26 protein-coding genes are annotated in these 26,587 nt (G+C 44.6%); 13 read left to right on the forward strand and 13 right to left on the reverse strand.

Annotated elements, in window-relative coordinates; genetic code table 11:
• Positions 1-282 precede the first annotated feature (282 nt).
• Complete coding sequence (locus H70737_RS05365) at positions 283-1,440, reverse strand: phosphodiester glycosidase family protein (protein WP_042185401.1); 1,158 nt, start codon at positions 1,438-1,440, stop codon at positions 283-285.
• 175 nt (positions 1,441-1,615) lie between these two features.
• Here H70737_RS05365 and H70737_RS05370 point away from each other — a divergent pair, with 175 nt between their 5' ends.
• On the forward strand, positions 1,616-2,194 hold the full coding sequence (locus H70737_RS05370; RefSeq protein WP_042185403.1) for a histidine phosphatase family protein: 579 nt from the start codon (positions 1,616-1,618) through the stop codon (positions 2,192-2,194).
• A gap of 76 nt (positions 2,195-2,270) precedes the next feature.
• Positions 2,271-3,089 carry a GGDEF domain-containing protein gene (locus tag H70737_RS05375; protein WP_081951045.1) on the forward strand — a complete coding sequence of 273 codons (819 nt, stop codon included), beginning with the start codon at positions 2,271-2,273 and terminating at the stop codon, positions 3,087-3,089.
• A 100-nt stretch (positions 3,090-3,189) separates the two neighbouring features.
• Here H70737_RS05375 and H70737_RS05380 read toward each other — a convergent pair whose 3' ends face one another.
• The 7 genes from H70737_RS05380 to H70737_RS05410 all read right to left on the reverse strand — a co-directional run bounded on the left by H70737_RS05380 (position 3,190) and on the right by H70737_RS05410 (position 10,471).
• Positions 3,190-4,407: an SLC45 family MFS transporter gene (locus tag H70737_RS05380; RefSeq protein ID WP_042185405.1), complete on the reverse strand. Its 1,218-nt coding sequence runs from the start codon at positions 4,405-4,407 to the stop codon at positions 3,190-3,192.
• A 17-nt stretch (positions 4,408-4,424) separates the two neighbouring features.
• Positions 4,425-5,153 (reverse strand): glycerophosphodiester phosphodiesterase, encoded by a 729-nt coding sequence (locus H70737_RS05385; protein WP_042185406.1) that lies wholly within the window; start codon positions 5,151-5,153, stop codon positions 4,425-4,427.
• A 158-nt stretch (positions 5,154-5,311) separates the two neighbouring features.
• Complete coding sequence (locus tag H70737_RS05390) at positions 5,312-6,178, reverse strand: STM4011 family radical SAM protein (RefSeq protein WP_042185408.1); 867 nt, start codon at positions 6,176-6,178, stop codon at positions 5,312-5,314.
• Positions 6,175-7,524, reverse strand: a complete 1,350-nt coding sequence (locus H70737_RS05395; RefSeq protein WP_042185410.1) for an STM4012 family radical SAM protein — start codon at positions 7,522-7,524, stop codon at positions 6,175-6,177. The genes H70737_RS05390 and H70737_RS05395 overlap by 4 nt, the downstream gene beginning before the upstream one ends.
• 22 nt (positions 7,525-7,546) lie before the next feature.
• Positions 7,547-8,329, reverse strand: coding sequence for an STM4013/SEN3800 family hydrolase (locus tag H70737_RS05400; RefSeq protein ID WP_042185413.1), 783 nt, complete (start codon positions 8,327-8,329; stop codon positions 7,547-7,549).
• A complete protein-coding gene (locus H70737_RS05405; protein WP_231573389.1) occupies positions 8,329-9,666 on the reverse strand; it encodes an STM4014 family protein in 1,338 nt (445 codons plus the stop codon). The genes H70737_RS05400 and H70737_RS05405 overlap by 1 nt, the downstream gene beginning before the upstream one ends.
• On the reverse strand, positions 9,626-10,471 hold the full coding sequence (locus H70737_RS05410) for an STM4015 family protein (RefSeq protein WP_042185417.1): 846 nt from the start codon (positions 10,469-10,471) through the stop codon (positions 9,626-9,628). The genes H70737_RS05405 and H70737_RS05410 overlap by 41 nt, the downstream gene beginning before the upstream one ends.
• 269 nt (positions 10,472-10,740) lie before the next feature.
• On the opposite strand from H70737_RS05410, the gene H70737_RS05415 reads away from it, so the two are divergent.
• From H70737_RS05415 to H70737_RS05430, 4 genes are read left to right on the forward strand one after another with little or no spacing between them, the layout of a single operon-like run.
• Entirely contained in the window at positions 10,741-12,216 is a 1,476-nt protein-coding gene (locus tag H70737_RS05415; RefSeq protein ID WP_042185419.1) for an amidase family protein, read from the forward strand.
• Between the two features lie 36 nt (positions 12,217-12,252).
• Positions 12,253-12,786, forward strand: a complete 534-nt coding sequence (locus H70737_RS05420) for an NAD(+) diphosphatase (protein ID WP_042185421.1) — start codon at positions 12,253-12,255, stop codon at positions 12,784-12,786.
• A gap of 1 nt (position 12,787) precedes the next feature.
• On the forward strand, positions 12,788-13,159 hold the full coding sequence (locus H70737_RS05425; RefSeq protein WP_042185423.1) for a cupin domain-containing protein: 372 nt from the start codon (positions 12,788-12,790) through the stop codon (positions 13,157-13,159).
• A 4-nt stretch (positions 13,160-13,163) separates the two neighbouring features.
• Positions 13,164-13,709, forward strand: a complete 546-nt coding sequence (locus tag H70737_RS05430) for a GNAT family N-acetyltransferase (protein WP_042185425.1) — start codon at positions 13,164-13,166, stop codon at positions 13,707-13,709.
• Between the two features lie 113 nt (positions 13,710-13,822).
• Here H70737_RS05430 and H70737_RS05435 read toward each other — a convergent pair whose 3' ends face one another.
• The 5 genes from H70737_RS05435 to H70737_RS05455 form a co-directional block, all read right to left on the reverse strand.
• Positions 13,823-15,511 carry a glycoside hydrolase family 13 protein gene (locus H70737_RS05435; protein WP_042185427.1) on the reverse strand — a complete coding sequence of 563 codons (1,689 nt, stop codon included), beginning with the start codon at positions 15,509-15,511 and terminating at the stop codon, positions 13,823-13,825.
• Between the two features lie 37 nt (positions 15,512-15,548).
• Entirely contained in the window at positions 15,549-16,370 is an 822-nt protein-coding gene (locus tag H70737_RS05440) for a carbohydrate ABC transporter permease (protein WP_179085741.1), read from the reverse strand.
• Complete coding sequence (locus H70737_RS05445; RefSeq protein WP_042185429.1) at positions 16,367-17,233, reverse strand: carbohydrate ABC transporter permease; 867 nt, start codon at positions 17,231-17,233, stop codon at positions 16,367-16,369. The genes H70737_RS05440 and H70737_RS05445 overlap by 4 nt, the downstream gene beginning before the upstream one ends.
• 82 nt (positions 17,234-17,315) lie before the next feature.
• The gene (locus H70737_RS05450) at positions 17,316-18,575 is read right to left on the reverse strand and encodes an ABC transporter substrate-binding protein (RefSeq protein ID WP_052404174.1); all 1,260 of its coding nucleotides are present in this window, start codon (positions 18,573-18,575) and stop codon (positions 17,316-17,318) included.
• 155 nt (positions 18,576-18,730) lie between these two features.
• A complete protein-coding gene (locus H70737_RS05455; RefSeq protein ID WP_042185431.1) occupies positions 18,731-19,735 on the reverse strand; it encodes a LacI family DNA-binding transcriptional regulator in 1,005 nt (334 codons plus the stop codon).
• Between the two features lie 392 nt (positions 19,736-20,127).
• Here H70737_RS05455 and H70737_RS05460 point away from each other — a divergent pair, with 392 nt between their 5' ends.
• The 7 genes from H70737_RS05460 (at position 20,128) to H70737_RS05490 (ending at position 26,525) form a co-directional block, all read left to right on the forward strand.
• On the forward strand, positions 20,128-21,081 hold the full coding sequence (locus tag H70737_RS05460) for an AraC family transcriptional regulator (RefSeq protein ID WP_042185433.1): 954 nt from the start codon (positions 20,128-20,130) through the stop codon (positions 21,079-21,081).
• 7 nt (positions 21,082-21,088) lie between these two features.
• Positions 21,089-22,168 carry a Gfo/Idh/MocA family protein gene (locus H70737_RS05465; protein ID WP_042185435.1) on the forward strand — a complete coding sequence of 360 codons (1,080 nt, stop codon included), beginning with the start codon at positions 21,089-21,091 and terminating at the stop codon, positions 22,166-22,168.
• 145 nt (positions 22,169-22,313) lie between these two features.
• Entirely contained in the window at positions 22,314-23,045 is a 732-nt protein-coding gene (locus H70737_RS05470) for a ThuA domain-containing protein (RefSeq protein WP_042124690.1), read from the forward strand.
• Entirely contained in the window at positions 23,046-24,014 is a 969-nt protein-coding gene (locus H70737_RS05475) for a sugar phosphate isomerase/epimerase family protein (RefSeq protein WP_042185436.1), read from the forward strand.
• Between the two features lie 153 nt (positions 24,015-24,167).
• Positions 24,168-24,866 carry a copper homeostasis protein CutC gene (locus H70737_RS05480; protein ID WP_042185438.1) on the forward strand — a complete coding sequence of 233 codons (699 nt, stop codon included), beginning with the start codon at positions 24,168-24,170 and terminating at the stop codon, positions 24,864-24,866.
• Between the two features lie 147 nt (positions 24,867-25,013).
• Entirely contained in the window at positions 25,014-25,406 is a 393-nt protein-coding gene (locus tag H70737_RS05485) for a VOC family protein (RefSeq protein WP_042185440.1), read from the forward strand.
• 204 nt (positions 25,407-25,610) lie between these two features.
• Entirely contained in the window at positions 25,611-26,525 is a 915-nt protein-coding gene (locus H70737_RS05490; protein WP_231573390.1) for a L,D-transpeptidase family protein, read from the forward strand.
• The last annotated feature ends 62 nt before the right edge of the window (positions 26,526-26,587 follow it).

A 26,587-nucleotide genomic window follows, 5' to 3' on the forward strand; every position in this document is an offset into this window, starting at 1 on the left:
CGAAAAATAATATGAGGAATAGTTGCACTTTGTACAATAGATTCTATCAAAAAGACATTGGAATTTGATTCTATTGCACATTCTGCAACCAATTGGTTACCAAAACGTCTTATTATTACAAATGGGTCGAATTCTAATGTACAAAGTACAACAGAATCCTATTTTCCTATAAAAAAGAATGCATCTATTGCACAAACTGCAATAGATGCATCAAAAAAAGTATTCTTAGAAGTAGAAGCCGAACCTAGCACAACGCTCGTTCGTGCCGCTGGCTAGATCATTCTATTGATATTTAACCACAATCGCGTTGCTAATCTGACGCCCAGGGGTCGTGAGATATTTGCCATTGTAGTATAATCCGCTTGATGCGCCGCCATCCAGATTCATGGCTTGATACGCTCCAGCCTGCTTCATCATTTCTGCGAGCTGTGGGATAGTAGCTCCACCAGTAGTTAGCAGAATTAGCTTGTGGTCGCGAGTGAGGCCGAGTGCGCTGCGGGCTCCGCCGCCTGTTAAGATTTTGGCATCTTTGAAGCCTTCTGCCGCAACATTAAGAGATACCTTACCATTCACAAGCAGACGTGGTCCGGCTTGGAGAGCCCCTTCCATAGATCCGGAAGCGAAATGGTTCGTAAACTCTAGTCCGGGAATAAGTGAGGCCAGGTGATTGCTGTCATAGGTGAAAATCGTGCGGCGATCTCCAGAGCTGTTTTTGAGCATTTTTCCACCACTGACCATGTAACCGTAAGGAGCTTTGTAGGCCCCTTTAGTATAGGCATCAAAGAACGTACCATTAATAGCCACTACGGCATTATTGCGCTTGGCTAGACTGCTCAGGTCTTCCACTTTTCCCACCGTATTTCCTGCTAGTACAACGTCGAGCTTCACTTTAGGATGCAGTAGGGATACCGTAACCGTTTGGGCTTTGAAGGATCTGCCGCCCACCTTGAAAGTTTTACTAGCACTGACAACGGGGGAAGAATCTGCTTTGATAAGTGCGCCAGTCAGTACAGGTACCGTTGATGAAATCCCGTTATTAGTAAGGGTTACAGAAGAGGCTTCCTGATTCCACTCTAATTGAAAGCCCAGCGTTTTGCTGATAAAGGACAAAGGGATATATACCGTACCGTTATCACTAAAAGCGGAATCGGTTAGTGTGACTGGCTTGTCGTTGACTAGCGCAGCTGCTTGTCCTACAGTAAGTGTAATCTTAGTGTCTGCGTTCGTAATGGTTATACGTTTGTCACTAGCATTCATTTCAGCATGTATACCAGTGAAATTATTTAAGAGACGCAGCGGGATGTACGAGTGATTATTCTTGGTCACATACACGGTGTTTTTCGGAACCGGAGCAGCACCAGCAGTGGAGGAACAAACTGTATAAACCGGAACCAAACATAGTAGAAATGCGAGAAAGAACGGAAACAATAACTTTTTCATATTAACCAAAATCTCCTTATCCTGTAGCTGATGTAAAAAGCGGTAAGGTTTATTATACCTCAAGTTCTAAAACATGGATAACCTCATTTTTCAAATATCCATGGAAAGATTCTGATAGAATGTAGATACCATTAAAAGAATAGTACTAGAACTCAACAACTAAAGGGAGATCTTTATGACTACAATAGGTTTAATTCGCCATGGAAGTACCGCGTGGAATAAAGAAGGCAGAGCGCAAGGGCATACGGATAATCCATTGGATGCTGAGGGTGTGCAGCAGGCGGTTCTTCTTGCTGAACGGCTCAGCACTGAACAATGGGACTATTTATATTCGAGTGATCTGCTTAGAGCGCGACAAACAGCAGAGGTAATTGCAACAAGGCTTGGCATGGAGATCGCCGGTTTAGTACCAGGGATCCGTGAGATGAACGCAGGGCAGATTGAAGGTACTACGGAACAAGATCGCGTTGAACGATGGGGAAGTGAGTGGAAGAAGCTAGATTTGGGACTGGAAAGTCCGGAGGCCAGTGAGATCAGAGGCAGTCAGGCCATCGAAGATATCGCGGAGAAACATCCGGGCAGTCGTATATTGGTCGTTAGCCATGGTGCGATTTTACGGAGTAGCCTTAGAAGACTTTTTCCAGAACTGAATGTAACTGTTTTGCTGAGTAATACATCTATCACCCGGATTATTAAATCCGATTCGACATGGAATTGCGAACTATACAATTGTGCACGGCATTTGAAGATATAATTAGTGTTCAGATAATGTTCAGAGCATTTTAATATAGTAATTGCTCAGATAGTTAATCATTTTTGTAGTCAGAAGGATGTGCGAATTTAAGGTGGCAGAGGTCCAGATTTACTTACAAACGTTATTCTCCATTCTCATCGCAGCAGCGGCCGGTTATTTAGTGCTAAGACTTTACCGGGATATTTCATCTAAAACGCCTCAAAAAAGAGCGATTCATACCGGTCTTTCCGTGATCATTATCGTCGCCTCCCTATGGATCATGCACCAGCTAGGTGTAGAAACCTTACTGGGAAATGAAGTGGACGATGATGGGGTTATTATACCGCTGGTGGTCTATAGTCTTACGATAGCCCTATGCATGTTTTTACTTACACGCATGAATCTAGTATTGGCTGAAAGAGAGCAATTGAAAGAACTGGCGTATAAGGATGCTTTAACGGGGTTATTGAATAAGAATGGAATGGATCATTTTTGGGATCGATGCAAAGTAAATGAGCAGCTTGCTGTTTTGTTTCTGGATCTGAATCGTTTCAAATCGATCAATGACAGCTTGGGGCATCATGTGGGGGACTTACTGCTGCAAGAAGTGGGTAAAAATCTAATTCAATTCTCCAGCAAAAGAAAACGTCATATTTTCCGCGTCGGCGGGGATGAATTTGTGATTGTCGCCAAAGGTAGCACTCAGAAGGAAGCGGAGCAGCTTGCTGTGCGGATTCTGGAGAAGACGACTAAGAGTTACCAGCTTGGCGAGCATAACTTGTTCGTATCCATGAGTATAGGGATCAGCATAAGTCATGGTAAGGTGGATCATTTTAGGCTGCTAAATGAAGCAGATACAGCGATGTACGCTGCCAAACAGCTTGGTACGGGGCGTTACTCCGTTTATAAGAATTAGAATGAGTTGGTATAAAATACAAGCGGCAGCCATTGACCTTTACAATAGGTCCACGACTGCCGCTATTTTTATTGGACTAACTATTCCCTTTGAAATGAAATTATGCGCCAGGCGAATGAATGCTGTTAGTCACATCCTTGCGGCCTTTCATGAGGAACAAGCAGACAAGAGCAACTGCCATACTAATCGCCGCCACGTAGAACAGGATCGAGTAATCAAAGATATCAATCATAAGTCCCAATAGTGGAGGCGAACTGATGGCCGCAAGGGAAGAGACGAGATAATACATCCCTGTTCGTGTACCAATGCTCTCTTCTGTCCCTGTTGCCACAACATAAGGATAGGAATTGATATTAATACAAGCCCAGAAGACTCCACCTAGCAACAGTAACCCTCGAAGGAGCAATAAGTCCTTTGCAAAACCGACGAGAGCAAAAATGGTCATTAGTCCGCATACGCCGATGATGATCATTTTTTTCTTCCCGAATCTTCCGCCCAGCCAACCGCTCGGAATGGCGAACAGCACAAAGGCCAAAGAGAAGAAAGTGAGCGAGAAGGAGGCCGCCTGTTCGCTTAGGCCGAGATGATGTTTACCATATAAGGTAAACAGTGTCTCAACGCCTTGATATGCTACGAACCAGAAGAAAATCGCCGCTAGCAAAAATATTGTGGTACGGTCAAGCTGACTTCGAAAGGAAATACGAGAGGGCTTGGTGGCAGTAGCTGCTTCTGAAGGAAGCTTCATTTGCACGTTTACGCCGTCCCGATTTTCTTTAATGAAGCGTGATACGATAAACATACATAATAAGGTAATCAGTCCAGCTACGATAAACGGAAGTGCTGGATTGGATTTATACAGGATCGAACCTACGCCAAAAGCGAGAATAGAACCGAACCCACCCATGAAATTAATCAGCCCGTTGGCCTTTGTACGCTGCTCTTCTGGCGTAATGTCCGGCATAAGGGCGACGGTTGGTGAACGGTATAAGCTCATGGCCAGATTCATTAGCATCATAAACAACAGAAGTGTAAATAGTCCGGTATGAAACGGAATCAGCATGGTTAGCACGGCAGCGAAAGGCATACCGATCATAAGATAAGGCATTCTGCGTCCAAAACGCGAGGTAGTGCGGTCACTACGGTTGCCAATCCAAGGCTGCAGGAATAAGGCAAAGTAATTATCAATCGTCATCAAGAAGCTGATAAGTGCCACACTATGTACGTATTTTTCTAGAAAAAAGGGTACAAATGCGTTATACAGACTCCACGTAATGCTGATGCTGAAAAAGCCGAATCCGAGCAACCAGACTTTTTTCACACAGTCACACTCCCTTATTATTTAGCTAGAAGCCCAGCCAGCACATCTGGATGATCTGTAATAATACCTGACACTCCAGCTTCGATTAAAGCCTTCATCCGCTCTGGATCATTAACAGTCCAAGGATGATAAGCGATGCCATGCTTAGCGGCTTCTTCGACGAATTCAGGAAGCACTGCTTGATGATAAGCATGTAGTGCGTTTGCGCCAAGCGTAGCTGCATAATCCCAAGGACGATACAGACCTTCCCCGTATAGAATTCCTGTCTTGATCTCAGGTGCGATCGTTTTACTGTGAGCTAGTGAATAATGGTTGAAGCTCGAAAAAATCACGCGATCGCTCATCTTGAACTCCCGTACAGCCGCGATAACCTTTTCCTCCATACCCGGGTAAAAGAAAGTACCATTTTTAAACTCGATGTTCAGTACTGTATCTCGACCTTGCAGCAGATCTAACAAATCTTCTAGCAAGGGGAGTTTCTCGCCTTTGAACTCGGGACTGAACCAAGAGCCCGCGTCCACTTCCAGAATTTCTGCAAGGGTTTTATCCTTCACATAGCCAATTCCGCTTGTCGTACGGTTTAGGGTTTCATCATGAATAAGAACAAGCCCGCCATCCTTTGTCATTTGTACATCGGTTTCAATCCCGGTTGCACCTAACTCAAGACCTTTGCGGAACGCTGCCATAGTATTTTCCGGACACACTGCCGATGCGCCGCGATGCGCAAAATTAATAATGTTTTTCATCAGCTATTCATCCCTCCAACTTAGTGTTTGCTGTCGCCCTGTAGACGAGGGCTACTTTTCATATTCCACATGAAGACAAGAAACCCTGTCTAGAAATACTGACAGGGCTCTATTTCTTGAAATTTAACATGCAGTTAATCTTACTGCAAATTCTCGCCTCAATGATTCATAGCGCCATAAGGAATCCGTTCCAGCAGACCTGATCCATAGATGTTTTGCAGCTTCAGCTCTGGCATATGAATATAACCGATATAACAGTCGCATACCTTCATTCGGCAGGCTCTTACAGCGGATAGGCCTTCCAAGCCATCGCGGTAGAGATTGCCAATGACACCTCTGTCCTTATAGCAGCGTTTCACCAGTCCGGCGCCTTGTACATAAAAGACTTCATTTCCAGCATTGCAGGTTTGACCAAGGCTCTCGTAATCCATAGCATTCACAGCAAAATGCGGATCAATTTTGCTAAGAATGGAAAGATCCTCGGCAGTATAGTAATCCGGTTTATCTTTATAAGCATTGACCCATAGATATACACTCTCCGGTAATGCTGCGCGAAGCGAGGCTATAGCAGGAAAGGCGCTGCGGATCCCAACGCTCCCTACACTGAAAGGCACATTATTCTCATACAAAGTCATGCATTGCGTTAGAAACTTATCCTCGCTCACCTGTCCGGGGTGGTAAGTAGCCCAAAAGGCAGCCTTGTTTCGATTCAGCTTATGAATGAAGTCAAGATTTGCTGAAAGGTTCGTCTGAATCGCTACCTTCTCCACATGCTCCATATTGGAGAGCGAGATCATCGCTTCTTTGTACCAGCGATGAATCAGCCCTTCGCCATAGGGATTGAAAAAGATAGACAACCGATGGCCCGCTGTACCTTGCAGAGAGGCCCACTCGACAAAGGTCTCCAGTCCTTGTCGATCCTTCGCGAGAGTGGCTGCGCTGTCTCTTGTTTTGCCGAAAGGACAGTAGGGGCAGTCATAGTTGCAGGAGGTGAGAGACCCACGGTAGTAGAGGACCGCATTCATGGTAATACGAACCTTTCCATCTGCTCTCGTATCTCCCCTGAAATAAACCAATCACCGATGGAATCGGAGTAGCCCATGCCTTCAGTAGTGAGGCGTAAAACTCCATCTTCTTCTTTCCCTAAGCCGGTATGAAGCAGGTTAGACAGTTCAGGATAATCACTCCAGAGTGAATTTCCGAAGCGCAGACTATAATCTCCAAGCCTCAGACCTTCACTATGTAAAATCGCCTTTAGAATAAAGCGGCGCTTCTGTTCTTCCAGACTTAGCACAATTCCGTAATCTGCAGTATCGTAACGATCTGCACTGACGTAATCGGCAATAATGCTCTCGGTTGCTTTACGGCTCACCCCATAACGGGAAGCGTAATGCACATTGCGGGTATAGGACCTAGCCCCGCAGCCTAGCCCGACCATTCCTTCTTCCTGACAGCTGTAGTCAAGAATGCGTTTATCTGTTCCTGCGGTTTCCTTGGCGAAACGACGCATGGAATATTGGCGATAACCTCTGGCTTTAAGCAGCTGCTCAGCGGCCTTGTAGCAGTCTAGGCGAATATCCTCCTGACGCTGGATATCATCAGGCTTTACGATGGTATGCTCACGGGTATAGAGCGGATAAATAAAGATTTCCTCAGGATCATAGCTAAGCGTCTGATTTAGCGAATACAGCCAAGAGTCGACGGTCTGCCCTGGAAGACCATAGATCAGATCCAAATTTAGAATGGGAAAATCATATTTTCCCAGCAGCTCCAATGCGCGATACACCTCATCCGGATTCTGCGGGCGATAGATGGCCGCCGATTCAGCTGCGACAAAGCTTTGAATGCCCATACTGACCCGATCCACCGTATATTCTTTTAGAATATTCAGCTTCTCTTCGGTGATCGTCTCCGGTGAAGTTTCCACTGAGATGGAGGCTGAGCTCGTATCCAGTCCCATCGTATCAACGGCAATGTGGAACAAACGACGCAGTTGATTTGCCGCCAATAATGTAGGTGTTCCACCACCAATCGCGAAACGGGCATACGGCTTATGTTTGGTGAACGCTGCCCACTGCTTGGCTTGGCGTTCTAGCGCGTCTACGTATGTAGCGTGAACATTCGCGCGTTTATCAGGCAAGGTGAACAGGTTGCAGAATCCACAGCGAGCACCGCAAAACGGGATATGCATATATAGAAAAAAGGATTCTGCAGGTTCATCTCGCCATAAGGTTTCTAGCGGCATCGGAGGCTGCAAATCCCTGTAAGCTGTTTTGTGTGGATAGGAATACAGATAAGATCGGTAAGGGTTAGCAGTAATATTGTCTTTCCACCCGTGAAGCTCTTCTAAAGAGAAGGACGATAACGTCATAACAGTTCTCCATCCTTTCCTTTTATAAAATAAATTCCCGATAAGGGACGTTCCATACGGTCTCGTGAGCCAAGCGATGCCCCTGATAGCCATCTTCGCCAAAAGCGGTTCCATGATCAGAAAACGCCAGACAGAAGGTAGGATTACCGCGTTCCCGGAAGGCATCGAATAATCGGCCCAGTTCACCATCCACATAGCGGAGTGCAGCGCGCTGGCTGTCTACGGAGTCCTTTTTAGCACCGGGTATAAAATAATGGTTTGGCCCGTGAATGGCTGAGACATTGAGGAACATGAACAATCTTTGTTCGCCCGGAGTATCCTTCAACAGCTTCAAGGCATGATTCACCTGATGCTCTGTGGAACGCGGATTGGTGACCCCGAACGTCATCCGCCAGTAGCTTTGCTGGAAATAGCTTGGTAACACACGAGCGAGTGGATTTTTTTTGGTGAAAAAAATAACGCCCCCAATACAAACCGTACGGTAGCCCTCGGCAGCAAGCCCGGATACGATATCGGGTGTATCGAACAGCCAGGTATGGGGATGCGTCTTCATTCCGGTGTTTCGAGAATGGAACATTCGGATATGTTCCGTCTTATCCGTTGTGGCTGGAGTAGGCAAAAAACCGCCGAAGAAGGCGTGATGAGCCGCATAGGTAAAGCTGCCTGGGGTATGTCTTTTCTCCCATGATCCGGTTCCGCACAAGTTCGGGCAGTTTGATTCTTCCATAACAGCAGCATCATAACGAAGAGTATCGAGTGTGATCATAAGAATGTCATGAGTGCCGACGATGGTGTTCATATCCATTAAGATAATCCTTCCTTTATAAGCGGTGTGGAGGGAGGTGTGATATAGTCTCTAGCCGACAATACCTTCATTTCCCATTCGTAGGTGCTGCAGCCGCGGTATTTTACATCGTACAGCAAGTCGCCAAATGGATTGACATCCGCGACAAAACATTGCTGTGAACCCCCGGAGACGAGTACATCGATTCCGGCTACCCCGGAACGGGGAAAAGCAGCCAGTGCTTGCACAGCGGTATTCCGCACCTGCTCCTGTACGGATTCAGACAGACCGGCTTCCGAAAGAGACATCCGCTGGTTGCGTAAATGCAGATTCGTAATTGGTGTAGGGCTGACCCGAGCAACCGCGTGGCAGGCCTCGCGGAGAACGACTAGCTGGCGAATATCGAATGCTTTACCCTTAAGCCCCGCTTTAGGGATCCATTGCTCAGCATAAGCACCGTGCTGGTAGATCCAGTTCATAATTCCCGAGATTGTGGCGGTATCCGTGTACCGTCGCAGTTTACCGGAATTATAGTAAATGGGTGGTCGAGTGATGTAATCCTCGACCCCCACTGTTGTTAAGGCAATTTCGGCCCCCGTCACAGGATGGATTTGATAGGCGATCACTCCAGAAGCGGCAGAACCAAAGGCTAGCTTAATGAATACCCGGTGCATGCGCCGGGATAACATCATCTCCCGGAGAGAGTCGTAATCCGTAGGCTGCTGATCTTCGCCTACTGGGCGAGGGATTGGAATCCCTGCCTCGCTCAGAATCTGTTGTGTCTGGCGTTTATCGGTCATGGCCGCAATGTCAGTAGGGTCATTTAACCACAGCGAACCTGGACACGCGGTGTTGGCCTCTCGCTGTAGTCTAGCCAGCATTCGGCAGTAGCCACGGAACCATTGTGATGGATGATGCAGGACACCTTGTATTTCCTTCAATTGTCGGGCTACCTTCACGCGGAGTGGTCGCGGATCAGGCCTATCGGCGAAGGGATGAAGGGAATCGTCCATATCATCCGAATCCGGTGCACCCAGAGCGATAATGGCTCGTTCTATCTCGAAGCTGCTGCCAGGCGATTCCAGTCTCAGTAGCGGGGGAGCTGCACTGAGATCTACTCCGTTATAAACGGAGGACTGACGGGGTATCTGTTTCTTCTGCTCTTCCATAAGATCGCCTAACGATCTTCCTTGTAGAAACTCAGCGTACGATAAAATAATGGCAGGGGGCATTCCAAGATCGGAACGCGCTTGCTGGATGCCGCTAGTCCGTTTATCACCGGGAATACCGATAACGATCATCGGCCTCATGAGAGGCTCACTCTGTGATGGAAGGATAACGCCAGTCTTCCTCATCATCGCTTTCCTGCTTGTCGCTAACATCAACAGGCAATCCACTTTGTTTCCAGCGGGTAATCATCTCGTCAGACATATAATGATGGCTTAGGTTTAATGCTTTTAATTTTTTGATTCTGTCGCTGGCTAGAAGCAATTCTGCCCCCTCATCGCTTAGGGTACCGAGTGATAGATCGAGCGTATCTAGCTGATCCAGAATAGGAGCATTTGCTAATGCACTTGCGATCTCATCTTGGATCTGGCTATTTTTTAAACCTAGATAAGTAAGCTTAGGGAACTTTCCTACTTCTATAAGAGGGAGAAGATCTGCTAGGCTGCCGTCAAATCCGTAGTTATCTACGCCGAGATATAGCTCCAGCTTGCGCAAATTCGGCAATTGGCTAGTTGCAATCTGTTCAAGAACGGCTTTACCTAAGCCTCCACTTATAATAATCAGTTCTTCTAGCTTGTCGTGTTTGAGTTCTGAGAGGCTCAGCTCATTCCCACCTTGAATCGTGAGTGACTGTAGCTCTGGAAAAGCAGGGAGCAACGGCGATAGATCACTTTGGGTAATCCAAGAAATCTCGCATTCCTCATAGCCCATCTCGCCTATGAAAAGCTTGCGCAAAGCAGGGAAACTAGCACTATGCGTAACCAGTGACTCTACAACTTCTTCTGAACTATTTTCGTAGGCTTGCCCCCAATCACCGATAATTAGACTTGTCAGCGAAGAACTTTCAGGGCTGCTACTAAGTTTCTCAATTTCAGTGCCAATTCTTTGGCCTTCTTCGAATTCGTCGTATCCGATACTAAGCTTTACTTCCGTCATGGGCATTCCCTCCCGGAAAAATTTAACTTCGAAAATACCCTATCATCTGTAGCCGAGGGAGTCAAATCACAGGTTTAAATAATTATAGTCAAATTCGTCATGTCCTTGAGCTAATCATTTATGGTAGGTTTATGCTAGGGAGAATTACATTATTTTGAAATATAAGAAAGTATACGTTTCACACTATATTTTATCCTTATATTTCTCGCTAAACGCTTACCGTCCTTATAAGGACGCCGAAGGCGATTATACTTGAAGGAGCTGTTCTGATGAAGATCAAAATTCAGGAATGGATAATAGAAGCGGATATTGCAAAGCTGCAAGCGGCTATGGAAGCAGGCGTAGTCAGCTCAGAAGATTTGGTAGCAGCCTATTTGGAACGGATTCATAAGTACGATATAGACATAAACGCAATCTTAGAAATCAATCCAGAGGCTAAAGACATCGCTAGAGCACTGGATATTGAACGTAGGGAACAAGGAAGTCGGGGAAGTCTACACGGTATTCCTATATTGTTGAAGGATAATATAGATACCGCGGATAAAATGCATACGAGTGCTGGGTCAATAGCTTTAGCAGGATCATTCGCGGCAAAAGATTCCTTCGTAGCTGCGAAACTTCGGTCGGCAGGAGCTGTTTTGCTTGGAAAGGCGAATATGTCGGAGTGGTCTAACTTCATGTCTAGTTCAATGCCAGCTGGGTATAGTTCCCGGGGAGGGCTAGTGCTGAATCCTTATGGACCTGGGAGCGTATTTGTCAGCGGATCTAGTTCTGGACCTGCAGCAGCTATTGCGGCGAATTTGGCAGCAGCATCGATCGGAACGGAAACCGCGGGATCAATTGTTGGGCCAGCCTGTCAGCATGCTCTCGTCGGGATCAAACCAACGGTCGGATTAGTCAGTCGTACTGGAGTGATTCCTATTTCAGTTAGCCAAGACACTCCTGGACCTATTGCTAAAACGGTTATGGATGCGGCGATTATTTTGGGGGCATTAACGGGAGTGGATGACAAGGATGAAGCAACATTATCGAGCGAGAAGCATGCTTTTACGGACTATACTCCATTTCTAGATAAAAGCTTTATACGGCAAGCAAGAATAGGTGTCCCACGGCATTATTATAACCATTTAGATGCAGAGCGACTTTCAATTATGGAAGCAGCTATCCAGACTTTGAAGAATGAAGGGGCTACGATTATAGATCCGGTTACGCTTTACGTTGAACAACAAAACTGGAATAATGATGTAATCTGTTATGAATTTAAAAAGGGGCTCAACGCGTATTTATCTGGGGTAGATGATTCCGTTCCGATTCACTCTTTGCAAGAACTGATAGCGTATAATGAGCTCCATGCTGAAATCGCATTACAATATGGGCAAGACACATTAACTAGGTCAGAGGAAGTAACTTTAACAGAAGAAGAATATCAGCAAAAGAAACAAGAATACAGAAAGCTAGCGCTCGAGCAAGGAATAGATTACGTGTTGGAACAATATAGTTTGGATGCGCTATTACTGCCAGGTGATGTAGATGGTATGTATATTGCGGCACGCTTAGGGTATCCGTTAATTACCGTTCCGGCAGGGTATGTAGAACAGGGCATTATTGATGCTGATGGTGATCCTACTCGGGGTCCCTTTGGTGTAGTTTTTTCCGGAAAAGCCTATAGTGAGCCTACGCTCCTATCCATAGCCTATGGGTTTGAACAAGCTACGCAGCATCGTGTTCCACCGCAACTGGAATAGGTATTGACTACTTTATTATAGAAGGAAGAGATCAGCTTGAAATATTGTCTAGAGTGTGGAACAGCGTTAGTAATGAAAGAAAGCGATGGGGAAGGGCAGGTACCTTATTGTAATGCATGCGAAACGTTCAGATTCCCTATTTTTAGCACGGCGATCAGTACGTCAGTATTAAATCGGGATATGAATAAGATTCTATTGATTCAGCAGTATAACCGACCAGATTATATATTGCTTGCAGGGTACGTGAATAAAGGTGAAGATGCGGAAACCACACTTATTCGTGAGGTAAAAGAAGAGGTAGGAATTGATATTGTAGCTTATGAATATATGCGCAGCTTGTATTTCGCACCTTCTAATACGCTGATGCTGAATTTTATAGGTGTTGCAGATACGGAGGACTTAAGTCAGGTGAGTGCTGAGGTAGATCATGCAGAATGGTTTACTTTGGAAGAGGCCGCCATTGCTATTAAAAAGAATAGTCTAGCCGAAACCTTCCTATTGGCGATTATTGAAAAATTGCATGCAGATCAGGTACAGGTAAATCCAGTGTCGGTAGGAGGAACAATGTAAGATGATAGTATATAGCTTTGCCAAAGAAGCTGGTAAATCTATTGATGCTTTCGGAAGCCAGCAGCTTTATATGTCGAGAATACTGACAGAGGCGGTTTCTCCGCAAGTAGGTTGTATGCACTTGGGCGTGAATGGACTTATTGGCTGGCATCAGGCTCCGATTCCACAGCTGTTTCTGGTTGTTAGCGGAGAAGGCTGGGTCAGAGCAGGGGAAGAAGCGGAAATTTCAGTTAGCGCTAGCTCTGCTGTATATTGGGACAAGGGCGAGTGGCATGAGACACGCACAGAGAAGGGACTAACAGCGATAGTAATCGAAGCGGAGAATATGGGTTTGACGATGCCAATTGTGCAGGAGATTCTTGAGCGGAGGTAAAACAATGTTTAATCAAGAGAAAAGAACAATTACGACCGAAAGATTGATACTGAGACCCTTTGAATTATCTGATGCAAAACGTGTCTCTGAACTCTGTAATAATTATAATATCTACAAAAGTACGTTGACTCTACCTTATCCGTACACTATCGAATGTGCAATATCATGGATTGAAGCTCATGAAGAGAATTTTATCAATAATATGTATTATGAGTTTGCGATTACTGATAAAAGTACAAACGAGCTTTATGGAGCTATAGGACTGACAAATAAGCAATCACACAGAAATGGTGAAGTTGGATATTGGATCGGTGAGGAATATTGGGGTAAAGGATACGCGACTGAAGCAACAAAAGCGATCATTGCGTTTGCTTTTTCAGAAAAGCATTATCATAAAATATTTGCAAGACACTTTGCTTCAAATCCCGGCTCTGGGAAGGTAATGCAAAAATGTGGAATGGTGGAGGAAGGCATATTCATGCAACATATCTATAAAGAAAATAAATATGATGACCTTATTCATTATGGAATTATTAACTCTGAGGATTAAGCTACATAAAGTGAATTTTAAAGTTTTTACAAGCATATAAAACAAAAAGGAGCCGAAGGGCTCCTTTTTATAGTTCTACCATTGACCTTTGCTGACAGATCGGATGGATTTTATTATTTAAGCTTATATACACGAGCTTCATAAGGACGAAGCTGAATTGTGTTTAGTTCTTCTTCTGGATTTACTTCGTAGTTGGCAATAAGCAATTCCTTCGCTTGGAATTTCACAGTAGAAGGAAGTTCGAAAGTCGTAGGCTCTCCGAAGAAATTCAATACAACCAGTAGCTGTTCTTCTCCAAGAGTACGTAGATAAGCGTATACCTGCTCATTCTCCTCGGCCAAGATTGTATAGTTTCCGTATACGATAATCTCATGCTGCTTACGCAGTTCAATTAGCTTCTTATAGTAGTGGAAAATAGAATCGGGATCAGCCAGTGCCTTCTCTACGTTGATATCTTTGTAGTTAGGGTTCACAGCCAACCACGGATTGCCGGTAGTGAAGCCTGCCTGCGGTTCCGAGTTCCATTGCATCGGCGTACGGCCATTGTCCCGACCTTTGATGTAAATGGAATTCATGATTTTTTCTTCCGAGTGTCCGGCAGCCAAGTATTCCTTATACATATTTACAATTTCAATATCCTTGTAGTCATCGATGGAAGCAAATTGTACATTTGTCATGCCGATTTCTTCACCTTGATAGATGTAAGGTGTACCTTGGAGCGTATGAAGCAGTGTTGCTAGCATTTTGCCAGACTCTTTCGGGAACAGCTTATCATCACCAAAGCGGGATAGCATACGCGGCTGATCATGGTTGTTCATATACAAGCTGTTCCAACCCTTACCGCCGAGTGCGACTTGCCACTTGGAAATAATGGACTTAATGTCCGCCAGCTTCCAAGGCTGTACATTCCATTTACCTCCAGGACCGGAATCGACGTCCATGAGCTCGAAATGGAATACCATGTTCAGCTCGTTACGATCCTCGGAAACATACAGTGAAGCTTCTTCTGGAGTAACATTAACAGCTTCGCCCACTGTCATGATATCGTACTTGGATAGCACCTCACGGTTCATTTCCTGCATATACTCATGTACGCGTGGACCGTTAACGAAATAGTCTCCACCGAAGTGGTACGTAGGCTGTTCTCCGTTACTTTCCCCAGAAACGCTAGGCAATTCCGGTACTTTGGAGATCAGGTTGATCACGTCCATGCGGAATCCGTCAATTCCTTTATCTAGCCACCAGGTCATCATATCGTAGATTTCCTTGCGGAGCTTTGGATTGTCCCAATTTAGATCGGGTTGTTTACGGGAGAATAGATGGAGGTAATATTCCTCCGATTTCTCATCGTATTCCCAAGCTGATCCACTGAAGAAGGAGCCCCAGTCGTTCGGCGGCTGTCCGTCTTTACCCGGACGCCAGATATAATAATCACGATAAGGATTATCCTGCGATTTGCGGGACTCTACGAACCAAGCATGCTCATCTGAGGAATGGTTGACCACAAGGTCCATAATCAGCTTCATGCCACGGCTGTGAAGACCAGCAAGCAGTTCCTCCCAATCGGAGAGCGTTCCGAAATCATCCATGATACTTTGATAATTACTGATATCATAACCGTTATCGTCATTAGGCGACTGGTACACTGGGCACAGCCACACCACGTCGACACCAAGCTGGTTTAAATAATCAAGTTTCGAAATAATCCCTTGCAGATCACCAATACCATCCCCGTTACTGTCTTTAAAGCTGCGGGGGTAAATTTGATACACTACGCTTTCTTTCCACCATTTTTTATCCAAGGTTGTAATCTCCTATCTCTATATAGATCTTACTATTTTATTTAATGGATCCTGATGTAAGTCCGCTGATAATCCATTTTTGAGCGAACAAATAGACGATGAGCATCGGGGTTAATGCGAGCAAATATGAAGCGAAAGCTAAGTTAAAATCTGTACTGAACTGCCCCTGGAATACATATTGTACCAGCGGAAGTGTGTAGGAATCCTGATCGCCGAGCAGAACCAGCGGTAGCATAAAGTCATTCCAAGTGGATAGACAAGACAGGATACCGATCGTTGCACTAACAGGAGCAAGAAGTGGAAAAATAATCTTCCAGAACGTTCCGAAGGTCGATGCACCGTCTACAGTAGCCGCTTCTTCCAGTTCATACGGAATGGAACGGATATAACCGGTGTAAACAAACACGTTAAAAGCCAGACCATATACGACGTATAGAATAATAATCCCTACAATGTTGTTCATGTGCAGATCCGTAGTCACTTTGACCACAGGCAGCATGATAATCTGGAAAGGGATAAACATTGCGCTGATAAAATAGAAGTACAGCACTTTGAAAAATCTTCGCTTCATATTACGTGCAATAGCATAGGCTACCATGGAGTTGGTAAGCAATATGAACACGACTGTTGTAATGGTAATCACGGTACTATTTCCTAATGCATTGAAGAAATTCGTTGCTTTAATCGCATTGGAGAAGTTCTCAAAATGCAGGCCAGTTGGCAGCGAGAAGATTGATTGAGCCATTTCCTCGGGATTCTTGAGTGCGATGGCAATGGTCATGTACAGCGGAAACAGGATCAGTATTGAGCCTAGGGCGATAAGAATCGTTACAGGCCAGTTGGTTGATTTTTTGATCATAAGTCCATCTCCCGTTTCTGCAGAAATTTAAGCTGAAGGGCGGAGATAACGACAATCACGATAAAATAAATCACGGCGTTCGCCGATTGATAGGCAAATTCTCCGCCTTGGAAGCCGCCTGTGTAGATTAAGTGGGCAATGGATTGCGTTGAACGACCTGGACCCCCGCCTGTCAAGGCAACGATTTGGTCGAATACCATTAGACCGCCCTTCATCGCGAGCACCATATTGATGGTGAAGAAGGAAGCAAGCATTGGAAACGTAATGCTCCAGAATTCTCTCCAGCGACTAGCGCCGTCCAGATTGGAAGCTTCGTAAAGATCATGAGGAATGGTTTGAAGACCCGCCAGATAGAGAATCGTGTTATAAGCAATCCCCTGCCAAACGGCTACAATGACGATACCGATCCAAGCCCAGTCGGAGTTACCGAGAATGTTCTGTGATAGGAATTCGCTGCCGATTTTCGCACCCCAAATAGGGAATACATTAGCGAACAAGTAGTTAAAAATAAAACCAACAATCAATACGCTGAGGATATTCGGCAAGAAATATACGCCACGGAAAAAGTTTTTAGCTTTAATTTTGGCGTTAAGTCCAAGCGCAATCAACAAGCTGATGATATTGATAAGAATAGTGGTTAGAATGGCATATTTAAAAGTGAACACATATGAATTCAACACATTTTCATCTTGAAAAATGTTAATGAAGTTCTTAAATCCTACGTAATCAAAGCTGTCACTAAAGCCGTCCCAGTTCGTGAACGAATAATATATACCCTGGATTGCAGGAAAGGTATGGAAGGCAAAGAAAAGAAGTAATGCCGGTATAGTCATCAGATAAAAGGCGACTCGGCGTTTGGCCATCATGTAATCCTCCTCATTGTAAAAGCGAAAGAGAAGAGGGGAAGCCCCGTTCTCTTTCGCGGTTCATGTTTGTCTGATCAGTTTATTTCCGGTTAGCTACTTTATCCCATTCCTTATCAAGCTGTTCTAGGTAAGCTTTAATGTCTTTCTTTTGCAAGAAGGATTGGTTGATGGTATCCACTTTCATCGCACTTGGAATGTAGTGGTCAGCAAAGTCAGCCAAGTTGCCAGCGCTAAACGCTTCTTTGAAGCCATCCATCGTTGGATCATCTTGTGTTACACCTTTTACAGCTGGGAATGCTTTTTGCTCATTGATGTATAGGCTAACATTCTCAGGTTGAAGCAGGAAGTCTACGAATTTCTTTGCTTCTTCTTTATGTTTAGTGTTCTTGGAAATCGTCAGCAACGTATCTACGCCAGAAATGACTTTGTTATCGGCAGCATCATTTGTTGCTGGGAATGGGAATACGCCAAGTTCAATGGATGGATTGGCTTTCACGATTTCTGGGATCGCCCATACGCCTTGCAGGTACATTGCGGATTCACCTTTAGCGAATGCTGTGTTTCCGTCATTGTAACCTTTACCAAAAATATCTTTTTGTCCGTATTCCGTCAGCTTAAGCAGCTTTTCAGCAACCTCGTTAAAGCTGTCTGCGAAGGTTACAGTGCCTGCCGCACGCTCCTTGAAGAAATCATTCCCTTTAATGATCGTGGAGAGGGAGTTGAACGGCGTAAGTGTTGTCCATGAATCCTTAAGTGTCAGGTAAAAAGCATTTTTACCGCTGTCCTTGAACTTTTGAGCGACAGCCATGAACTCATCCCAAGTAGTTGGAACAGTAACACCGGCTTCAGCGAACATCGCTTTATTGTAAATGACACCACTTGCGTTTGAAGAGAATGGAAGACCATTCAGTTCGTCCGAACCCGTCAGGTCTTTCAGCATTTGAAGATATGCTGGCTGGATATTCTCAGCGAGTGGATCGCCTGTGAAATCTTCAAAAAGACCGCTGCCAGATAACGTCTTGTAGGTGTCAGTTGCTCCGATCCCTACCACGTCAGGAATATCTTTCTTCGCTGCACGAGTTTTCAATACCGTTTCAGCATCTGGCGGGTTAACCTGTGTGACAACAATATTTGGATTGGCTTCATTGAATTTCGCAACCAGCTTGTCGAAGGTGGCTTTGGCTTCGGTTTTATTTTGGAAAAACTCGACTTTTACCTTTTCACCGGAGGAGGCATTTCCACCACTATTTGCGCTGTTGTCAGCCGCATTGCTACCACAGGCACTAAGTACGGACATAGCCAGTACGCTAACCACTACGGGTTTGATTGTTTTTTTCATGATTAAATCCTCCTAATAATTTGTTGGTATTATGAACATGTAAGAGATTAAACATGTACGTAAATGAAAACTAATTGATATTCTGCTACTTATAGGCGGCAGATATGCATCACCAATAGAGAGAGTAAACGTTTACGTAAAAGGGGTAAAAAGACTCAGGTAAGTGATCTTACCGTTTGTCTTTCCACGATTAAGTGATCGACAATTTTACTATCCACAGTCTCGCCTGTTTCAATCATCTGAATAAGCTTCTCTACGGCGATCTTACCAATATCGTACAGTGGTTGACGCACTGTAGTTAACGGAGGAATAATCATTTTCGCCATTCCAAGATCGTCATAACCCATAATGGATATATCGTCGGGAACACTTAAACCATATTTGATGACCGTGGAAAGAGCACCAATCGCCATTTCATCACTAGCGGCAAAGACGGCAGTGACATCAGGGGCTTGCTCCAAGAGAGCTTCCATTGCAATGCTCCCGCTTTCATACAGAAAGTCTCCAAAGGTGAGATAGCGGCTGTCGAAAGGAATCCCACTCGCTTCAAGCGCTTTACGATATCCTTCGGCTCTGGGTGCACCAGCGATAGCATCGCTTGGATTTCCGCTGATCATGGCTATTTTGCTATGACCTTTGGAAATTAAGTAGAGGGTAGCATCATAAGCAGCCTGGTAATCGTCTACTTTCACGTAAGGTACACTGGCAAATTCCGTTTGAGAAGAAACCAACACAACTGGGATCTTCATGGTTTCTAGCACATCGTAATACTCTTTCTTCAAGACCTCACTAGAGTAAATAATGCCATCGACCTGCTTCTCCCTTAAGAGTTGTAAGTACTTTAACGTTCGTTTACCATCCTGGTCGGTATTACAGACCATTACACTGTAATTGCGGTCATTGGCCAATTCCTCAATGCCTTTAAGCAGATCGGAGGAGAACGCTCCAGAAACACTTGGAAACATTACACCAATCGTCTGCGTACGCTTATTGATTAGGCCACGAGCAATCGCGTTAGGTTGATAGCCGAGATCTTTGATAGCTTCATTTACCTTTTGTTTCGTCTTGTCGGAGTACCCACTTAAATTGTTTAGCACGCGAGAGACTGTTGCAATGGAAACGTTCGCTTTTTGTGCAACATCTTTAATTGTTGGGTTCATTCATACGACTCCTTAGATTACGGTTAGCCTTAGATTAAACGTTTACGCTTCGAAAATCAAATTACTTAAAAAGTATTACGTAAACGCTTACCCTGAATATAAATCCTGGCAGGTATGCTTGTCAACTCCACTTAAAAAATATGTGAATGATAGGAACCATGAAAGGTAATTATTTTTTAATAGAATGAAACCGATTAAATTACCAGAAAATCTCTGTTAAAGTGGTGTATAAGAGGGAGAAATGTAGTTGGAGCAGGATATTAAGAATACAGAGACCCAGAATTGACAAAAGAATATTAGAGGACTAACATTTAGACAGTAAACGCTTACGTCAAATCGGATTGACATGTTTATCGTTGGTTTAGTGTTTAACCGGATAAGGAGCTGCGCTTATGAATATTTATCTCGAAATTCCAGATGTGGATAAGCATTTTCCTTTTAGAAGTTTACTATGTGGAGGAGATACGCTGTGCTATCCGCATTGGCATAAAGAAATTGAAATTATATATGTAACTAAAGGAAGTCTAAATCTGGGAATAAACGATACCCCTATTCACATGGAGCAGGGTGAGGTTCAATTTATCAACGGTGGGGATGTCCATTATTTTCTCGCCTCACCTGAAAGCGAACGGGTAGTAATTCAATTCGATCTTAACCTGTTTCAGGAAGTCGCAGCTTTGAGCGGAAGTGATTATTCGCTTCGTGAGGTTTTTACGCTTATGGAGCATTCTAGTTCAAAATGGCCCGAAGCAACCGCCGTGAAGATCAAAGGGCTGATTGAGAGTATTTATGAGGAAGACGTGCAGCGAAGAGATGGGTACGCTTACTTAATCAAAGCTAGATTGTTTGAACTATTGACCGTTATTTTACGGGAAGTGCCGAAGAGTGCACTCAATAAACAGCCTAAGTTCTCGGAAGATACGCTGAACCAGTCCAGAGAAACACTGGAAAGATTAGAGCGAATTTTTATCTATGTAGAGCAGCATTACCAGGAAGCCATTACGCTAAATGAGGTAGCTAGCTATATGGGCTTTAGTCCGTATTATTTTACCAAGCTATTCAAGAAGAATACTGGTATGACCTTTATAGCTTTCTTAAACGAATATCGGCTTAACAAAGCTAAATGGATCTTAATCAATGAAGATTTGCCGATGTCTGCGGTGGCGGAAGCCGCCGGGTTTGGCAGCGTGAAGACATTCCATCATTTTTTCAAAGATGCCACGGGGATATCCCCCCTAAAATACCATAAGACAATATTCGGGAATAATACAGCAAGAATGCAGGAAGAAAGACGCCCCCGGGCTTTGTATGATAGAGATATCAAAACAGGAACAAGTGGAGGTTAGAATAAAAATGACATTAACAGTAGGAATTATCGGCTGCGGAGGCATTGCAAACGGCAAACATATGCCAGCGCTATCAAAAGTGGAAGGTGCTCGAATGGTTGCTTTTTGCGATATCGTTCCAGAGCGTGCTGAGAAGGCAAAAGCGGAGTTTGGGGATGAGGGCTCCGTGGTTTACACAGATTATAAAGAGCTTCTTAAAGATGCAAGTATAGATGTAATTCATGTATGTACACCAAACATTTCCCATGCAGAGATTTCCATTGCGGCAATGGAGGCAGGCAAGCATGTAATGTGTGAAAAGCCGATGGCTAAGACCACAGCAGAAGCGCAAGCAATGATCGATGCTTCAAAACGAACTGGGAAGAAGCTGACCATCGGTTACCAAAACCGTTTCAGACCAGATTCAGCTTATCTGCATACGGTATGCGAGAATGATGGTCTTGGAGAGATTTATTATGCTAAAGCTAAGGCGATCCGTCGTCGTGCCGTTCCAACGTGGGGCGTGTTTCTGGACGAGGAAGCGCAAGGCGGAGGTCCATTGATTGATATCGGTACTCATGCCCTTGATTTGACTCTTTGGATGATGGATAACTACAAACCAAAATATGTTGTCGGTAACGCTTATCATAAGCTGTCCGGTCGTAAAAACGCTGCGAACGCTTGGGGCCCGTGGGATCCTGAGAAATTTACAGTTGAGGATTCCGCCATTGGATTCATTACTATGGAGAATGGAGCTAGCATCGTTCTCGAAGCAAGCTGGGCGCTGAATACCCTTGATGTTGGTGAAGCTAAAACTGTGCTTTGCGGTACTGAAGGTGGAGCGGATATGGAAAATGGTCTGCGCATTAACGGAGAAGAATACGGCAAGACATTCGAGAAGCATATCAGCCTGGAAGCCGGTGGCGTTGACTTTTATGATGGCGCGGGAGATGATCCTGCATTGACCGAGGCTACTCAGTGGATCGAAAGCATCGTCAATGACACCGAGCCTGTAGTGAAGCCAGAGCAGGCGCTCGTTGTTACCCGCATCTTGGAGGCTATTTATAAATCCTCTGAAACTGGCATGCCTGTATTTTTTGAAAAGTAAGAAAGTATAAGTTCCACGTTATACTTAATCCTTACTTTTCTACGAGAAACGGTTGTCATCTTCTAAGGATGACAACGGCGTTTCTTCTTGAATAAACAGTCAAGTTTAACGACATAGATAACTATGAACTAGGAGTGTGTCCAAAGTGACCAGAGTAACGGTATGGAATGAATTCCGCCATGAACGGCAGGAAGAGAGAATTCTCAAGGTCTATCCGCAAGGGATTCACGGACAATTGGCCAGCTTCCTTCAGGAAGCTGGACTGGACGCTCAGACAGCTACGCTGGATGAACCGGAGCATGGACTGACACAAGAAGTGCTGGATAACACAGATGTACTGATTTGGTGGGGACATGTTGCCCATCAAGAAGTTAGTGATGAGATTGTAAATCGTGTTCACCAAAGAGTACTTCAAGGCATGGGGCTAGTAGTGCTTCATTCGGGTCATATGTCCAAAATATTCATGAAGCTGATGGGCACCAGCTGTGATCTAAAGTGGCGTGAAGCAGGGGAGAAGGAGCGACTTTGGGTTATGGACCCAAGTCACCCGATTGCTGAGGGCATTGGCGAATATATCGATTTGGAGCAAGAGGAAATGTACGGAGCACACTTTGATGTGCCAGCACCAGAGAGTCTAATTTTTGTCGGCTGGTTTGAAGGCGGCAATGTGTTCCCAAGCGGATCGACCTATCGTCGTGGGAACGGGAAGATCTTTTATTTCCAACCTGGTCATGAATCTTATCCAACCTACTACAACAAAGAAATCCAAAGAGTGATCATCAATGGTGTGAACTGGTGTGCACCAACGAAGCGTGATTATCCAGTTTACGGACATTCTGAAGCTTTGGAGCCAATCAAAGAAAAGGTGGTATTATAAATGAAATTAGGCGTATTTGATCCTGTATTTGGAAGTTTGACTCTCGATGAGATGCTTGATAAAATCGCTGCTGCTGGTTTGAATGCGGTAGAGATCGGTTCAGGAGGCAATCCCGGAAATGCCCACTGTCCAACAGATGAGCTGCTTGCCAGCGAATCAGCACGTAAGGAATATCTGGAGAAGTTCACGAAACGTGGCATTATGATCAGTGCATTCAGTTGCCATAATAACCCGATTTCGCCGGATAAAGAAGAAGCTCGTGAAGGCGACGAAATTCTGCGTAAGTCGATCAAGCTAGCTTCGCTAATGGGCGTTAAGGTAGTGAACACTTTCTCGGGAACCGCGGGAGACAGCGACGATGCAAAAGCACCGAACTGGCCAGTTACACCTTGGCCTACCGTGTACAGCGACATCAAAACCTGGCAGTGGGAGCATAAACTGATCCCTTACTGGAAGGAAATTGGTAAGCTGGCTGAGGAGCATGGCGTTAAGATCGGTATCGAGCTTCATGGCGGATTCCTCTGCCATACTCCTTACACGATTCTGAAGCTTAGAGAAGCAACCTGTGATGCGATTGGCGCGAATCTAGACCCGAGCCATCTGTGGTGGCAAGGCATCGATCCTGTAGGCGCGATCAAGATTCTTGGTAAAGCTGGTGCGATCCATCACTTCCATGCCAAGGATACGTACCTGGATCAGGACAATATTAATATGTATGGTCTAACGGATATGCAGCCTTACGGCGATGTACAGACCCGCGCGTGGACCTTCCGCTCCGTTGGCTGTGGACACAGCATATCTGAATGGTCGGATATCATGAGTGCGCTGCGTACTTACGGTTATGATTATGTGGTCAGCATCGAGCATGAAGACCCTCTTATGACGGTAGACGAAGGCTTCCAACGTGCAGTAACCAATTTGCAATCCATTCTTATTCGCGATCAACCACAAGGTATGTGGTGGGCGTAAGAATAGTTTAAGAACGAAAGGTCTTGATTCTCTAGTGTTTGTAGAGGATCAAGACCTTTTTTTGCGTGTTTATGTGGATGTGGGTTAGGATAATGTGCGGATGAAGAAAATAGCAGAAAGCAAGGTTCTAAGATGAATAAAGGAGAGACAACAATGTTACTAGAAGTTATTGCTACAACATTAAGTGATGCAGTAATGGCCGAGCGTTATGGAGCTGATCGAATTGAATTGATCACTGGGATCAGTGAAGGGGGATTGACGCCCAGTCTGGGACTTATTGAAAAAGTGCGCAATGCTGTCTCTATCCCGGTCAGGGTAATGGTTAGACCCCATGCCAGATCCTTTTCTTATGATAAGGATGACATAGAAACCATGGAGCAGGATATTCAGCATATCGTATCTATCGGCGGGTTATCTGTCGTAATGGGTATGTTACGCCCTGATGGAACAATTGACGAAGAGTCACTTCAAAGGCTGCTTCATACTGCAAAAGGTTTGGAGGTGACATTCCATCGTGCTTTTGATGAAGTGAGGGATCAATTTGAGGCGTTAGAAATATTGATGCGTTATCCTCAAATTACTGACATTCTAACATCAGGAGCCGAGAATACAGCCCCTAAAGGTGCGGAACGTCTTGCTGCACTGGAGCAGCTTACCTCGGAGCAATCTATATCTATTCTTGCTGGCAGTGGGTTAACGGCAGACGGGTTAAGTGATTTTATAAAACAAACGGGTGTGCGACGAGTGCATTTCGGTTCAGCCGTTAGAGAAGATGGAGATGCGCTAAAGCCGATAGATCCTCTTCGCTTGCAGGCTGTTCGAAACCTTCTGAATAAAAGGAAAGATCACTAGCTTACCGTCATTATTGATTCCATTCTTCGATAAACTTGTCAGCAGATTTCGATTTAATTTCCGTATATTGGATGATATTATAAAATTGGAATATTAAATTTGCAAATGTTGATCAAGTCAAATATGACAATCGGAGGATGATCCACAGTGAGTAAGGTACAGTTTTCGGTTCAAGTAAGGCTGGTATCCAATCTGGAGCGGTCCAAGGAATTTTACGCTACAGTGTTAAGCTGTGAAGTGAATGATTGGTGGGCGGTACGCGATGAATTTGCACTGGGATTTAAGCTAATTCAAGCAGCTCGTATTGAAGATGTACTACCCAATTCAGCAGGACAAGGTCAGATCATTCCGTGGGATACCTATGCTTATGTGGAGACTCATTCTGAGCTTGACGAGCTATATGAAGAGCTAAAGGGTAAAGGAGCAGAATTTGTTCAAGAGCCTGATCTTCAGGAAGCAGACTGGGGGAGCTGGAAGGATTTTGCGATTAAAGATCCGGATGGATACGTGATTGCATTTGGTTCAGGTAAGAAACATTAGTTGTCTAATCATGAAATACTGAGCATATAAAATATAGAGCTGATCTTTGGTTATCCAAAGGTCGGCTTTTTTAATGTGCGTTCACTTGGTTACAGTATTGCAATCTCTGCGTCAAATGTGGGGGACGAGTTGAAAAGAATAGGTACAGGTTGGTATGCAACAAAATTGAAATGATTTCGTCTTTATATATGGAGGTGGAGAAAATTGGGATTTTTCGTTTCGGGTGGCCGGTTTGAATCATTATTACAGCGGAACATGAAGCTGATGCTTGTATTTGGGCTTCTGTTCGCTGCATGTTTTACAGGTGTGGGAAAGGCGGAAGCTGCTGCTGGATCAGATCTGATTATCGTGAACAAAAAAACAAACAAACTCGCGTATTTCAGTGATGGTAAGCTTGTGAAGACTTTTCCAGTCGCAACAGGAAAATCAAAGGAACTGACGCCTGAAGGCAGCTTCAAAATGGTAGTTAAAGTAAAGAACAGACCCTATTACAAAGAGAAAATACCCGGGGGTGATCCGGCCAATCCACTTGGCGACCGCTGGCTAGGGCTAGAAGTGAACGGAACTTATGGTACCACATATGCGATTCACGGCAATAATAATGAGTCCTCCATAGGAAAGTATGTCAGCGCCGGATGTATTCGAATGCATAATGATGACATCCACTGGCTGTACCCAAAAATAGCTAAAAATACAAGGGTCATTATTACAACAAGCACACTGGCTATGGAGAGTATTGCGACTAAAAATGGGTATTCCGTAGGAAGTAAGATGTTTGCTGGAGCTTTTGAGCTGGATGGAGTCACGACAAAGCTAAAAGATCCTTTTTTAATGGATAACTCCCGTGTATTTGTTCCGCTGAGAGAATCTGTAGCCTTGTTAGGTGGAACTTTACAGAGCAAAGCTGGAACAGGTGCACTGCTAATTACGATAGGAAATCGTACGGTGGCACATCAGCCTTTATCCGATCAGGCTGTTGTAAATGGAAAGACGTTTACGATACCAGCGTCCCGTAATGAAAATGGTCGATTGATGATTCCGCTGAGCATCTTGCCCGAATTATTTGGTATTCAGGTGCAATGGAGTTCACAGTCTCAGTCGGTAAAGATTATTTTATAACTATTCTTGAACTTTTAATTCTGGCTTAAATGGGTATATACTATATTCATTCAAACCAATTC

It is taken from the genome of Paenibacillus sp. FSL H7-0737 (assembly GCF_000758545.1).
Classification (GTDB): domain Bacteria; phylum Bacillota; class Bacilli; order Paenibacillales; family Paenibacillaceae; genus Paenibacillus_AQ.

Excerpts from the sequence above, each read along its gene's own strand:
- H70737_RS05445 (WP_042185429.1), bottom strand. The coding sequence starts at position 17,233 with ATGGCCAAACGCCGAGTCGCCTTTTATCTGATGACTATACCGGCATTA.
- H70737_RS05400 (WP_042185413.1), bottom strand. The coding sequence starts at position 8,329 with ATGGATATGAACACCATCGTCGGCACTCATGACATTCTTATGATCACA.
- H70737_RS05385 (WP_042185406.1), bottom strand. The coding sequence starts at position 5,153 with ATGAAAAACATTATTAATTTTGCGCATCGCGGCGCATCGGCAGTGTGT.
- H70737_RS05415 (WP_042185419.1), top strand. The coding sequence starts at position 10,741 with ATGAAGATCAAAATTCAGGAATGGATAATAGAAGCGGATATTGCAAAG.
- H70737_RS05390 (WP_042185408.1), bottom strand. The coding sequence starts at position 6,178 with ATGAATGCGGTCCTCTACTACCGTGGGTCTCTCACCTCCTGCAACTAT.
- H70737_RS05475 (WP_042185436.1), top strand. The coding sequence starts at position 23,046 with ATGAAATTAGGCGTATTTGATCCTGTATTTGGAAGTTTGACTCTCGAT.
- H70737_RS05425 (WP_042185423.1), top strand. The coding sequence starts at position 12,788 with ATGATAGTATATAGCTTTGCCAAAGAAGCTGGTAAATCTATTGATGCT.
- H70737_RS05410 (WP_042185417.1), bottom strand. The coding sequence starts at position 10,471 with ATGACGGAAGTAAAGCTTAGTATCGGATACGACGAATTCGAAGAAGGC.
- H70737_RS05480 (WP_042185438.1), top strand. The coding sequence starts at position 24,168 with ATGTTACTAGAAGTTATTGCTACAACATTAAGTGATGCAGTAATGGCC.
- H70737_RS05460 (WP_042185433.1), top strand. The coding sequence starts at position 20,128 with ATGAATATTTATCTCGAAATTCCAGATGTGGATAAGCATTTTCCTTTT.
- H70737_RS05455 (WP_042185431.1), bottom strand. The coding sequence starts at position 19,735 with ATGAACCCAACAATTAAAGATGTTGCACAAAAAGCGAACGTTTCCATT.
- H70737_RS05395 (WP_042185410.1), bottom strand. The coding sequence starts at position 7,524 with ATGACGTTATCGTCCTTCTCTTTAGAAGAGCTTCACGGGTGGAAAGAC.
- H70737_RS05405 (WP_231573389.1), bottom strand. The coding sequence starts at position 9,666 with ATGATGAGGAAGACTGGCGTTATCCTTCCATCACAGAGTGAGCCTCTC.
- H70737_RS05370 (WP_042185403.1), top strand. The coding sequence starts at position 1,616 with ATGACTACAATAGGTTTAATTCGCCATGGAAGTACCGCGTGGAATAAA.
- H70737_RS05430 (WP_042185425.1), top strand. The coding sequence starts at position 13,164 with ATGTTTAATCAAGAGAAAAGAACAATTACGACCGAAAGATTGATACTG.
- H70737_RS05450 (WP_052404174.1), bottom strand. The coding sequence starts at position 18,575 with ATGAAAAAAACAATCAAACCCGTAGTGGTTAGCGTACTGGCTATGTCC.
- H70737_RS05365 (WP_042185401.1), bottom strand. The coding sequence starts at position 1,440 with ATGAAAAAGTTATTGTTTCCGTTCTTTCTCGCATTTCTACTATGTTTG.
- H70737_RS05440 (WP_179085741.1), bottom strand. The coding sequence starts at position 16,370 with ATGATCAAAAAATCAACCAACTGGCCTGTAACGATTCTTATCGCCCTA.
- H70737_RS05375 (WP_081951045.1), top strand. The coding sequence starts at position 2,271 with ATGTGCGAATTTAAGGTGGCAGAGGTCCAGATTTACTTACAAACGTTA.
- H70737_RS05465 (WP_042185435.1), top strand. The coding sequence starts at position 21,089 with ATGACATTAACAGTAGGAATTATCGGCTGCGGAGGCATTGCAAACGGC.